Consider the following 12404-nt stretch of genomic DNA (forward strand, 5'->3'; position numbering starts at 1 on the left):
CCAGGAGAGCATGAGGTCCTTCGGGTGCCGGCACCCACAAACTTTGCCCTCGTTGGGCCCTGATAGAGGACCTGTTTGCATGTCTGAGCCGACAGCGATAAGTCTGATCCCACCCTTTGTGGTGTTGGCGCTGGCCATTTGGTTGCGTCGTCCAATCCTTGCCCTGATCATCGGCGCCGTCGCCGGTTTGCTCCTGCTTGACCCATCATCTGTGCTCGGTAACTTTGCCGATGCCTCTTTGAAGGTGATGCAGGATGAAACCATCGGCTGGTTGATTTTGGTGTGTGGCAGCTTCGGAGCCCTGATTGCCCTGCTGGTGCGTACAGGCGGTGCACTGGCTTTCGGTCGTAAAGCGATTTTAATGGCGAAAGGCCGGAAGTCGTCTTTATTCATGACCTTTGTGCTGGGCTTGGTGATCTTTATCGACGATTACCTTAACGCGCTTACCGTGGGTGAAACCATGAAGCGCGTGACCGATAAATTTAAAGTATCCCGTGAGATGCTGGCTTATGTTGTGGACTCCACCGCTGCGCCCGTGTGCGTGCTGGTGCCACTGTCCACATGGGCTGTGTTTTTTGGAGGTCTTCTGGTAGACAACGGTGTGGCCGCCGAGGGTGAAGCCATCAGCGTCTATATGTCGGCCATTCCTTATATGCTGTATGCCTGGTTGGCCGTTATCATGGTGCTGCTGGTTGTTGTCGGCGTGGTACCTGCCATCGGCCCGATGAAGAAGGCCGAACTGGCTGCGGCCCAGGGCGAGCCTGCCAAAGCGCAGGTTGACTGGGAAGAAGTGCACACCTCTGACGAATACGCTGTTAAAGCCATCGAAGACGAGTTCGAGCATGCCGACAAGCACGGCAAGCTGCACAACTTTTTGGTTCCATTGGGCCTGCTGGTTGCTTTCACCGTGTATTTCGATATTGACGTCTGGAAAGGTCTGCTGGCGACTCTGGCAGTGACTCTGCCTTACTATGCCGTACAGAAGCTGATGCCAATGTCTGAAATGATGGATCAGATGATTGACGGTTTTAAGAGCATGTTGCCGGCAATTGGTACCGTTGTTGCCGCCTTTATCTTTAAGGATGTGTGCGATCAGTTGCTGCTGCCTCAGTATGTAATCGATACCTTAAGTCCGTATATGACAGCCAAGATGCTGCCGGCGATTGTGTTCCTGGCCATGGCGGTACTGGCGTTTGCCACCGGTTCCAGCTGGGGTATTTTTGCGGTGACCATCCCGATTGTGATGCCACTGGCCAATGCCGTTGGCGCTGATACCGCGCTGGTGATAGGCGCGCTCCTCTCCGCTTCCTCTTTTGGTAGTCAGGCTTGTTTCTACTCAGATTCAACGGTTCTTGCCGCGCAGGGCTCTGGCTGTAATCTGGTGAGCCACGCGGTTACACAGCTGCCTTATGCCCTGATTGCTGCTGCTTTGGCCTTTGTGGGCTTTATCCTGCTGGCCTAATCGCTGCTGCGATTAACCTGAATAGAAACACCCGGCTTGCCGGGTGTTTTTTTATGCCTGGCTAATTCACATGCAATCTATCCGACTTTTGAATTGATGCCCGCCATCTGTTGGGAGAGGTATTACATCAGCTTTTTAAAGCGCTGCAGTAAGCGCTATTTTCCTGCTCTGCCGCTCGACCAATCAGCTTTGGGCGTAAAGCCTGCCAGGAGAGCATGAGAAAAAAAGAGAGGCATCCAGCGCACCTAGTGTAAGGGTTGGCATACAGGTGTGCAGGCATCTAACACATTCGGCCCTTAGGGGGAGAATGTCAGCTGAATGGAGTGCGTCCGGTAATTTGGATTTCAGGCAACAAAAAAGCCAGCACGGGGCTGGCTTTTAACTCATAGAAGGGCGATTAGTTTACGCGCTTCTTGAATTCACCGGTACGGGTGTCGATTTCGATTTTGTCGCCTTCTTTAACGAAGTCAGCAACCATCAGTTCGATGTCGCTGCCAACCAGTTTGGCAGGCTTCATTACTTTACCGGAAGTGTCACCACGGGCAGCTGGCTCAGTGTAGCCAACTTCACGGATGATGGTGGTTGGCATTTCAACAGAAATGGCCTTGCCTTCGTAGAAGGTTACCTGGCAGGTTTCTTCCATGCCATCAACGATGTACTTGGCAGCGTCACCCACGTTTTCTGCTTCAACGTCGTACTGGTTGTACTCGGAATCCATGAATACGTACATTGGATCAGCGAAGTAAGAGTAGGTGCAATCCAGACGCTCCAGAACGATAACGTCCATCTTGTCTTCACCCTTGAAGGTGGTCTCGGTAGAAGAGTCGATCAGCAGGTTTTTCAGCTTCATCTTAACGATGGCAGCGTTACGGCCTGAACGGGTGGTTTCAGTCTTCTGAACAACCCATGGGCTGTCGTTAAACATGATCACGTTACCGGGACGGATTTCATGAGCAGTTTTCATTACTAATTTCCTATATCTTGGACGTTTAACTTTAAGGCGCTATCTTAACGATTTTTTGACGAATTGCACTAGCCTGGTTGCCAGATCTGTCGTCTTAAGTGCATCGATTGGCCATTGTTTGGCGTGTGCCAACAAAGGCAAAGCGAAAGATTCGATATTTTGCCAGTGCTGCTGCACGGCATCCGCCTGTTGCTGATTGAACGCAAGGTTCAAGTTTTTCCAGCAATCTGCAATCTCAGGTGCCAGATTATCGCAGTAAAGGCGCATAAAAGCTTCTAATTTTACCAGGTGGTAGTCTTCTTCCTGCTGGTAAATGTGCCAAATAAAGGGACGGCCCGCCCATTGTGCCCGTAAAAAGGAGTCTTCGCCCCGTATGATGTTAAAATCGGCGCTCCAAAGCAGGCGATCATAGCCGGTTTGATCTGTCATCGGCAGTATGTGGATGGTAAGAGCACCCTGACAAAACTGCTCACCAGCTGCGATATCGGCAGGGGCTTTGGGCAGATACGATGCCAAACTGTTCAGGCTGCGTCCCTTGGGCACCAGCAGATGCACTGGGCTCGATGAGGCTTGCCAACGGGCACAGAGGCCCTCCAGTGCCAGGGTTTCATAGCTGAAGAGACTGACGATCTTGTCATCCGCTTTGATGCCACTCAGCCCCAGGCTTCTAAAAAGAGTGAGCTTGTTGGCACTGTCGGCCTGCCAGGCATCCCTTTCATCAAAGAGAGACTTTTCGCAAATCAGACCACCGCTCGCGGCAGAAAAACCGGGCATATAAAAGTATTTGTTGATGCCGCCGCTTTGTAATGAGGGCAGCCCATGGCAACCGTCGACCCAGTCTTCTGCGCTCAGGTACTCAAGATTGAGCCAAAGCGGTGGTGTGGGCGCGCATTTTGCTATGGCCTTGACCTCGTCAGGTAATTCACAGGCGAAGGCTTCAATCAGCACGGCGCCTGGGGTGTAATCGATGTTCAGCGGCATATTCCACTGATTGATGGTGACGCCTTCGAGGGTTTGCGAGCCAAGGGTTGGGTTAAGCGTGGGCAATATATGCGCAAAGCTTTTGAGGTCATCCACCCAAAGCACTATGGGCAGCTGATATTCCCGTGCCAATTGTTTTGAGAGGCGCCAGGTAACGCCAATATCACCGTAGTTATCGACAACGGCACAAAAGATGTCCCAGTGGCTGGATTTAGGACTGGTCATAGACGCTTGAGACCCGAATTCGGTTGGCGCGGAAATGAAAAAAGCGGCGTAAACGCCGCCTTTTCAAACTTCAAGAAATCAGTCTGCCAACTCGGCCAGACACATTTCTTCGTAAATCTGTTTTACCCACTGATCAACGCGCTCTTCGGTGAGTTCGGGCTGACGGTCTTCATCAATACCCAGACCCACAAAGTGGTCGTCATCGACCAGCGCTTTGGAGGCTTCGAAGTTATAACCGGCAGTAGGCCAGTGACCAACGATAATGCCACCACGGGTTTCGACGATGTCACGTACCATGCCCATGGCATCGAGGAAGTATTCGGCATAATCTTCCTGATCGCCGCAACCGAAAATGGCTACCAGCTTGTCGGTAAAGTCGATTTGCTCAAGCTCAGGGAAAAAGTCGTCCCAATCGCACTGCGCTTCACCGTAGTACCAGGTTGGGATCCCGAACAGCAGCAGGTCAAAGTCGGCGATCTGCTCCTTGGTGCTCTTGGCGATGTCTTTGACATCCACCATCTGCTTACCCAGTTTTTTCTGGATCATCTTGGCGACAGCTTCGGTGTTGCCTGTGTCACTGCCGAAAAAAAGACCTACAGTAGCCATTGTCTTTCCTTTAAATATCAGTTGCGTTTACGCGGCATCCACAAAAGTTTGACTCAATCGTCAAACGATTGCTTAAGTATGCATTCGATTAATTGGCTGCGGCTGATGTTACTGGCCAGCGCCTTTTCGTTCAAGGCGTCGTACAAATCTTGTGACACCTTTAACTCTATTCGCTTTAGGCCCTTTGCCTTATCCCGTTGGATCTGGTTACGCTTGTTAACCCTCAGTTGCGTTTCCCGGGGAAGGGGATTGCTTCTGGGACGTCCACGGCGTTTTTCATCGGCAAAGAGATCGATTGTTGTTCTGTCTGCTGCTTCTTTTGCCATTTTGTCATTAGCCTATACCGGCGCCTTCCCAAGTCATTTGAATAATGCCCTTGGCGATAAAGCCTGCACACCCTAAAAACAGCACCAACCACACGATATAACGGCCAAACTTGGGCACGTTGCCCTGTTTCAGCACGTCATGGATTGCCATGCCAATGAAGAAGAATATGGCAGCGAAAAACAGGTTTAATCCCAGGGTTTCTATCTGCTGCATATACTCGGCTAACATCAGCGCTGACTCCGGCGTTGCTTGGCGTAGGGGTAAAACCCGGCCTTGAAAAAGAGGCGCGAATATATCACATCATATTAGCGTCTGCTATAGCCTTTACCCGTGTAACTCAGGGTGTTGGCTGTCCAGAAAATTTTTCACCAGTCGGTTAAAGATGCCGGGCTTCTGTGCGTGTAACCAGTGACCGGCTCCACCAATGGACTTAAGCTGCACATTCGGAAACTGGCTGAGGATGGCGTCTTTATGTTCAGCGGTGACATAGTCTGACTCATCACCGCGAATAAAGAGTGTCGGACCATCATAAGCGCCGTTATTGAATGGCCAACCGATAATGCCCTCATAGGAGGCTATCAGGCCGTCCAGATTCATCCGCCAACTGAAACCAGACTCCGCCCGGCGAAAGCTTTTCAGCAAAAACTGTGCTGTCGCCTCATCCACACCCCTTGCCAAAAGGTGATTCAAGGCCTCTTTCCGCTCGACGCTGCCATCAAGGGGCAGCGAGGTGAGGGCAGCAAACACTCGTTGATGACGGGGGGCATAGGGTACGGGCGCGATATCGGCGGCAACCACGGACGCGACTCTGTCAGGATGCAGAAGCGCCGTTGCGAGCACAATTTTACCGCCCATGGAATGACCAATGAGATGTGCTTTGGTTGCGCCCAGTTCATCCAGCAATGAAACCAGACTCTGGGCCAGGCTTGGGTAATCCATCGTATCCCAGTGGGGACTCTGACCGTGATTGGGCACATCGATACGAGTAACGCGATATTCGCTCTCCAGGGTCTGCGCCAGTCCCTTTAGATTATCCAGATCGCCAAAAAGACCGTGAACCAGAACCACGTCTTCCCCTACACCCTGGGTCTGATAGTTAAGCTGCGCTGACATGTAAATCCTGCCCGTTGATTGGGATTAACACCTAAAGGCGGCAATTTTGCCCCCAAGCCCGGGCGCAGGCAAGAAAAGTGACCATTAAGTCCCGTGTGCGCTTAAAAAACACTCGCTTGTTCGCTCCTTGGCTTCGTAATCATCATCTCGGCCACGGTTTTCATTTTAGAGCGCTTTATCAATCTGTTGGACTGGCTTACACTGGGCTTTCTTCGGCGAAGCGGCATGCTTTGCGTGCCTGATAAGACAAAAGGAAAGCATTGGTGATGAAATATATCGAAGTGGACGAAGAGCTCTATCGTTACATAGCCGGCAAGACTGAACGTATCGGTGAGAGTGCATCGGATATTTTACGGCGTTTGCTGGGACTCTCTGTCGCCGAAGTCTCTGAAGTGGCGCCTGTCGATATCAGTGAGCCAGGCATGGAGCATGAGCCGGTGCAGGTGCGTGAGGCTGAACCTGAGCCAGTACCAGAAGTGGAAGTTGCTGCTCAGACCGAGATTGATTTTTCAGACTTGCTTAGTGAAGCGGGTCTGGCAGCGCAAAAAGGCGCCGTAGGCCGTTTTCTCTATGCTCTGGAATGTTTGCACCAGGCTGCGCCTTCGCGTTTTGAACAGGTGCTGCAAATTCAGGGACGCGATCGTCTCTACTTTGCCACATCCAAAGAGGCCCTGCTCAAAGCAAGCCAGTCGGCCAATCCCAAAGAAATTGGCTCAAGCGGTTTTTGGGTAACCACTAACAATAATACCGCCAAAAAGCGCACCATACTTGAAGAAGCCCTGGTGCAACTGGGTTGCGATCCGGTTCGTGCCAAATCCCTGGGTGAGCTGGCGCTCGCCTGAAACGACACTATTAACCATCCACGATAAGGAATTCCGTCTTGGCTATCCATGACCGCGCAGGCAAGCAAGCACAGCAAGGGGATTTGGTTAATATCCCCAAACTGATGAGCCACTATTATCGACTCTTGCCGGATGCAAGCGATCCCGCTCAGAAAGTCAGTTTCGGTACCTCCGGCCATCGCGGCTGTGCATTTCACCGAAGTTTTAACGAGCAGCATATCCTTGCCATTGCCCAGGCGGTGGTCGACTGGCGTACCCAGGCTGACATTACAGGTCCCCTTTACCTTGGCATGGACACCCATGCGCTGTCCCAGGCGGCGTATTTGTCTGTGATTGAAGTGCTGATTGCCAACAAGGTTCAGGTGTTGGCCCAGCGGGATGACGCATACACACCAACACCCGTGGTCAGTCAGGCAATTGTGGCTGCCAATCGTCATCAAACTGGTGAAGACGCATTGCTCAGTGACGGTATCATCATCACGCCGTCACATAACCCACCTCAGGACGGGGGTATCAAGTACAATCCGCCCCATGGTGGGCCGGCGGAAGGGGATATCACTTCCTGGATTGAAACCCGTGCCAATCACTATCTCGCCCACGGCCTGGATGGTGTTCGTCGGGTTAATTACGGTATCGCCTCTGGTCTTTCGCTGCTTAAACATGTAGACCTGATTTCGCCTTATGTTCAAAGCCTTGCTGAAGTCATTGACATGGCCGCGATTGCTAAAGCCGGTGTGCGTATGGGGGTCGACCCTCTGGGCGGTAGCGGCATCCATTACTGGCAGCCTATCGCCGAGCATTATGGGCTCAATATCGAGGTGGTAAATCAGGCAATTGATCCGACCTTCGATTTTATGCCATTGGATAAAGACGGAAAAATCCGCATGGACTGCTCGTCGCCCTATGCCATGGCAGGACTATTGGTACATAAAGATGAGTTTGATATCTGTGTCGGTAACGACCCGGATTATGACCGCCACGGTATTGTTTGCCCCGGTAGTGGCCTGATGGATCCCAACCATTATCTTGCAGTGGCTATCGATTATCTGCTCGGCCACAGGCCAAACTGGGCCAAGACGTTGGCGGTTGGCAAAACCCTGGTATCCAGTGCCCTGATAGACAAGGTCTGCATGGCCCATGGGGTTCCCCTGATGGAAGTACCCGTGGGCTTTAAGTGGTTTGTTGATGGCCTCGCTGATAGCAGTGTGTGTTTTGGCGGTGAAGAAAGCGCCGGGGCGGCTTTCCTTAAAATGGATGGCAGCACCTGGTGCACCGATAAAGACGGCTTTATTCTGGCGCTGCTGGCGGCAGAAATTCTCGCGGTTACCGGTAAAACCCCTGCCGAGCGCTACGAAGAGCTGGTTGCCGAACATGGTCGCAGTTTTTATAAACGTATCGATAGCCCACTTAATCCCAAAATGAAAGCCAAGTTCGGTGCGCTGAATGCGCAAACCCTTGGCGCGACTTCTGTCGCAGGCGATGCCATTACCGCAGTGCTGACCAAGGCGCCCGGCAACGGTGCTGCCATTGGTGGCATCAAGGTGTGTACCGATAAAGGCTGGTTCGCCGCGCGTCCATCCGGTACTGAGCCCTTGTTTAAGCTCTATGCCGAAAGCTTTGTCAGTGAGGCGCACCTTGGCGAGTTGATTTCCGATGCGCAAAGTTTGTTGGGTACTGCGCTTAAGGCTATCAAGCTGTCACAGTTTGATATGAAGGTATAAAAAACGCGCCGTTGGGCGCGTTTTTTATTGGATAACGACTTGTTTCATCGGCTTGCGGTATCAATACTCGATGTGGCAACTGGGCAGGTTGTTTTTATCGATGTAGTTCTGGTGATATTCCTCAGCAACGTGGAAGGTCTGCAGCGGTACAATTTCAGTGACTATATGACGGGTTCCCCAGCGGCCAGAGCGGGCAAGGGCGAGCTTCGACGCTTCAGCCTGTTCCTTTTGTGTCTTGTCGTGGAAAAAGATGGTGCTGCGATACTGGGTACCTATATCGCCGCCCTGCTGGTTGAGGCTGGTAGGGTTATGGTTTTTCCAAAACACCTGCAGCAAATCATCAAAGCTTACCTGGCTTGGGTCAAATTCCACCTGCACCACTTCGGCATGGCCTGTGATGCCTTTTTTGACATCTTCATAGCGGGAGTACTTGTCGTTTCCGCCCATGTACCCGCAGGTGGCGTTGATAACGCCGGGGATCTGCCTGAAAAAATACTCTACACCCCAAAAACAGCCGGCGCCGAAAGTGGCAAATGATGAATTGGATTGTGACATGGAAACCTCTATGGATGTCTGGACGGCTAAATTGTGATAAAACTTACGTGGAAATGCAAGAGGGTGACAGCGGTTTGTTATCCGCTCCCGTGTATCCATGACTAAATGATTGAGATCAGGCTCAAACAGCTGTGATAGTATTGGCACAAAAAACTGCATGGCCAAAAGGATTGTCGCCCATCGGATGTGTGACTACTCTGGTCAACAGGCAGTTCTCAGCGAGCATAGCCTCAGAGAAAGGAGACCCAAGTGCTTAACCTACTGCAAGGCTGCAAAGATTTTTTGCATCTTACCCTGTCCAATCCCGAACACCTTGACCCCATCGCCCCTCAACCTCTGTACGGACACACCTTGGTCAGCCTCTGGGATACAGGCGTGTTGGTATTCGAGCCTGTCGATGGCAACAGCCATAAAGACATAGTGCTATCAAGCGGCGTGCATGGAAATGAAACCGCGCCTATTGAACTCTGTAATGGCCTTATTCAGGATGTGCTGGAAGGACGTTTACAGGTCAAAGAGCGGGTATTGTTCCTCATTGGTAACCCTGCTGCCATCAACAATGGCACCCGTATCGTAGATGAAAACATGAACCGCCTTTTCAGCGGTGAGCACAGCCGTGGGCCCGGACTCAGTAACCCCGAGCGGGTGCGGGCTAAAAAGCTTGAAACCTATGTCACCCGTTTCTTTGAAAAAGGTGCGGAAAAAGGTGAGGGCAGGCAGCGTATTCATTACGATTTACACACGGCCATCCGCGGCTCTAAGCATGAAAAGTTTGCTATCTACCCTTACCGCCCCGGCCGCGCCTTCAGCGGTGAGCAAATCATGTTCCTTGCGGCGAGTGGCGTTGATACCGTGCTCTTTCACCACGAACCGACCACGACCTTCAGTTATTTCTCCTCCGAGTTGTTCCGTGCCGACGCCTTTACCATAGAACTTGGCAAGGTCTACCCCATGGGGCAGAACGACATGAGTAAGTTCGCCAATACCCGGGAGATGTTCAAGCGCCTGATTTGCGCTGAGCCACTGGAGCTTGCACCTTTTGATGAAACCCAGGTGAACCTCTATCAGGTGTGCAGGGTTATCAATAAGGAAGTCGATGACTTTGAATTTACCTTCAGCACTGATGTCGAAAACTTCAGCGCTTTCCCGCGTGGCCACGTGATAGCACGTCAGGGCGGCAAGGATATTCTTGTCGAGCAGGAAGCCGAGGCGGTGGTGTTCCCCAACGCCAAGGTACCCGTGGGGCAGCGCACCGTCATCATGCTGGTTCCCGCGGTAAATCCTCACGTGGAATAGGGCTGTAAAGCAATTAATACATGCAGGCGGGGGAAACTTGTCTCCCTTCATAGTGTAATGATTGTCAGGTAGTTTACGTTAACGTAATGTTCATCCCGCGTTTTACATACAGGTCTGCCGTGGGTGGGCCTCAATGATAACAAGAGCAGAATATGAGCAACGCATCAACAAACCAAGAGACAGTGCACAAAGTCTCCTTCCTCGACAGGGAGTCGCTGCACATCCCCATTCTCAAGATCCTTCAGGCAGACGGCACTCCCTACGAGCAAGCCGTTCTGCCTCAAATCGATGAAGCCCTCGCCCAGCGCATCTACGACGCCTGCGTGTTTACCCGTGTGCTGGATGAGCGCATGTTGGGCGCACAGCGCCAGGGCCGTATCAGTTTTTACATGACCTGTACCGGTGAAGAAGCGGCCATCCTCGGCAGCGTTGCGGCGCTGGATGAGAAAGACGTTATTCTGGCCCAGTACCGTGAGCACGCCGCGCTGCGTTATCGCGGTTTCACCACCGAGCAGTTTATGAACCAGATGTTCAGTAACGAAAAAGACCTCGGTAAGGGCCGCCAGATGCCCATTCACTACGGCACCGCAGCGCTGCATTATCAAACCATTTCATCGCCACTGGGTACCCAAATCCCACAGGCGACTGGCGTGGGTTACAGCCTGAAGATGAAGGGCGAGCGTAATGTGGCTATTTGCTACTTTGGTGAAGGCGCCGCATCTGAAGGTGATTTCCACGCCGGCATGAACATGGCTGCTGTGCTCAAGTCTCCGGTAATTTTCTTCTGCCGCAACAACGGCTATGCCATTTCCACCCCCACCGAAGAGCAGTTTGCCGGTAACGGCATTGCCAGCCGCGGTGTGGGCTATGGCATGCATACTATCCGCGTAGATGGCAACGATATGCTGGCGGTACTCGCCGCTACCCAGCAGGCCCGCGCCTATGCACTGGAGCATAACGCGCCTGTGCTGATTGAAGCCATGACCTACCGTCTTGGTGCTCACTCAACCTCGGACGATCCTTCCGGCTATCGCTCCAAGGAAGAAGAGGCCAAGTGGCGCGAGCACGATCCGGTGAAACGCTTCAAGCTGTGGATGATTAATAAAGGTTGGCTCGCCGAAGCCAACGATGAAGCCCTGTATGAGCGCTACCGGGAAGAAGTCTTGGCCGCTGTGAAAGTGGCTGAGAAGATCCCGGCGCCCCGCATCGATGAGATCATTGAGGATGTTTACGATGAGCCAACGCCGCTGCTGAAAAAGCAGCTGGAGTCACTGAAGGCTCACGTGAAGAAGTATCCGCAAGCTTATCCAAAAACTGCAGGGAGACTCTAAGCCGTGGCTGAAATGAATATGTTGCAAGCCATCAACAGTGCCCTGCGCATTGCGATGGAAAAAGACCCGACCATGTTAGTGTTCGGGGAAGACGTGGGCCATTTTGGTGGCGTGTTTCGCGCGACCTCCGGCCTGCAGGATACCTTTGGCAGGGGCCGCTGCTTTAACACCCCGCTGACAGAGCAGGGCATTGCCGGTTTTGCCAATGGTCTGGCCTCTAACGGCACCACTGCTGTGGCCGAAATTCAGTTCGCCGACTACATCTTCCCGGCATTCGACCAGATTGTAAACGAGAGTGCCAAGTTCCGTTATCGCTCAGGTAACGAGTTCAATGTGGGCGGCCTGGTGTATCGCACCCCTTATGGGGGCGGTATCGCCGGTGGTCACTATCACTCTCAGTCGCCTGAAGCGTATTTCACCCAGACCCCGGGGCTCAAGGTGGTTGTACCCCGTAACGCACATCAGGCCAAGGGCCTGCTGCTGGCATCGATTCGCGACAAAAATCCTGTGGTGTTCTTCGAGCCCAAGCGTCTGTACCGTGCCAGTGTTGGCGAAGTGCCTGAAGGTGATTACGAGCTGCCACTGGGTAAGGCCGAAGTGGTGAAAGAGGGCAAAGACATCACACTGCTCGCTTGGGGCGCGCAGATGGAAATCGTCGAAAAAGCTGCCGAAATGGCCGAAAAAGAAGGCATTTCCTGTGAAATCATCGACCTTCGCACCCTGTCACCCTGGGATGTGGACACAGTGGCCGAGTCGGTGAAAAAGACCGGCCGTTTGCTCATTAACCACGAAGCGCCGCTCACCGGTGGCTTTGCCGGCGAAATCGCGGCGACCATTCAGGAAGAGTGCTTCCTGTATCTGGAGTCGCCCATCGCCCGGGTTTGTGGTTTGGATACCCCGTATCCGCTTATCCACGAAAAAGAATACATGCCGGATGCGCTCAAGACATTTGAAGCCATCAAGGCCAGCGTCAACTTCTAG

13 protein-coding genes are annotated in these 12404 nt (G+C 52.6%); 6 read left to right on the plus strand and 7 right to left on the minus strand.

What is annotated here, in order from left to right; translation table 11 throughout:
• Window positions 1-79: 79 nt before the first annotated feature.
• Complete coding sequence (locus SAMA_RS08860; protein WP_011759812.1) at window positions 80-1462, plus strand: Na+/H+ antiporter NhaC family protein; 1383 nt, start codon at window positions 80-82, stop codon at window positions 1460-1462.
• A 397-nt stretch (window positions 1463-1859) separates the two neighbouring features.
• Here the strand turns inward: SAMA_RS08860 and efp are convergent, their stop codons facing one another.
• The 6 genes from efp to SAMA_RS08890 all read right to left on the minus strand — a co-directional run bounded on the left by efp (window position 1860) and on the right by SAMA_RS08890 (window position 5678).
• A complete protein-coding gene (gene efp, locus SAMA_RS08865; RefSeq protein WP_011759813.1) occupies window positions 1860-2426 on the minus strand; it encodes an elongation factor P in 567 nt (188 codons plus the stop codon).
• 39 nt (window positions 2427-2465) lie between these two features.
• Window positions 2466-3632, minus strand: a complete 1167-nt coding sequence (gene earP, locus SAMA_RS08870) for an elongation factor P maturation arginine rhamnosyltransferase EarP (protein WP_011759814.1) — start codon at window positions 3630-3632, stop codon at window positions 2466-2468.
• A gap of 78 nt (window positions 3633-3710) precedes the next feature.
• Window positions 3711-4238 carry a flavodoxin FldA gene (gene fldA, locus SAMA_RS08875; protein ID WP_011759815.1) on the minus strand — a complete coding sequence of 176 codons (528 nt, stop codon included), beginning with the start codon at window positions 4236-4238 and terminating at the stop codon, window positions 3711-3713.
• A 53-nt stretch (window positions 4239-4291) separates the two neighbouring features.
• The gene (gene ybfE, locus SAMA_RS08880) at window positions 4292-4564 is read right to left on the minus strand and encodes a LexA regulated protein (protein WP_011759816.1); all 273 of its coding nucleotides are present in this window, start codon (window positions 4562-4564) and stop codon (window positions 4292-4294) included.
• A gap of 7 nt (window positions 4565-4571) precedes the next feature.
• Entirely contained in the window at window positions 4572-4793 is a 222-nt protein-coding gene (locus SAMA_RS08885) for a DUF2788 domain-containing protein (RefSeq protein WP_011759817.1), read from the minus strand.
• 96 nt (window positions 4794-4889) lie between these two features.
• A complete protein-coding gene (locus tag SAMA_RS08890) occupies window positions 4890-5678 on the minus strand; it encodes an alpha/beta fold hydrolase (RefSeq protein WP_011759818.1) in 789 nt (262 codons plus the stop codon).
• Between the two features lie 266 nt (window positions 5679-5944).
• Between SAMA_RS08890 and seqA the strand changes: the two genes are divergently transcribed.
• Window positions 5945-6520 (plus strand): replication initiation negative regulator SeqA, encoded by a 576-nt coding sequence (seqA, locus tag SAMA_RS08895; RefSeq protein WP_011759819.1) that lies wholly within the window; start codon window positions 5945-5947, stop codon window positions 6518-6520.
• A gap of 38 nt (window positions 6521-6558) precedes the next feature.
• Entirely contained in the window at window positions 6559-8241 is a 1683-nt protein-coding gene (pgm, locus tag SAMA_RS08900; protein WP_011759820.1) for a phosphoglucomutase (alpha-D-glucose-1,6-bisphosphate-dependent), read from the plus strand.
• Between the two features lie 60 nt (window positions 8242-8301).
• Here pgm and msrA read toward each other — a convergent pair whose 3' ends face one another.
• A complete protein-coding gene (msrA, locus tag SAMA_RS08905) occupies window positions 8302-8796 on the minus strand; it encodes a peptide-methionine (S)-S-oxide reductase MsrA (protein WP_011759821.1) in 495 nt (164 codons plus the stop codon).
• A 249-nt stretch (window positions 8797-9045) separates the two neighbouring features.
• On the opposite strand from msrA, the gene astE reads away from it, so the two are divergent.
• From astE to SAMA_RS08920, 3 genes are all read left to right on the plus strand, one after another.
• Window positions 9046-10092: a succinylglutamate desuccinylase gene (gene astE / locus SAMA_RS08910; RefSeq protein WP_011759822.1), complete on the plus strand. Its 1047-nt coding sequence runs from the start codon at window positions 9046-9048 to the stop codon at window positions 10090-10092.
• A gap of 152 nt (window positions 10093-10244) precedes the next feature.
• Window positions 10245-11423 carry a thiamine pyrophosphate-dependent dehydrogenase E1 component subunit alpha gene (locus SAMA_RS08915; RefSeq protein WP_011759823.1) on the plus strand — a complete coding sequence of 393 codons (1179 nt, stop codon included), beginning with the start codon at window positions 10245-10247 and terminating at the stop codon, window positions 11421-11423.
• 3 nt (window positions 11424-11426) lie between these two features.
• Window positions 11427-12404, plus strand: a complete 978-nt coding sequence (locus SAMA_RS08920; protein WP_011759824.1) for an alpha-ketoacid dehydrogenase subunit beta — start codon at window positions 11427-11429, stop codon at window positions 12402-12404.

This window comes from Shewanella amazonensis SB2B (assembly GCF_000015245.1).
GTDB lineage: Bacteria > Pseudomonadota > Gammaproteobacteria > Enterobacterales > Shewanellaceae > Shewanella > Shewanella amazonensis.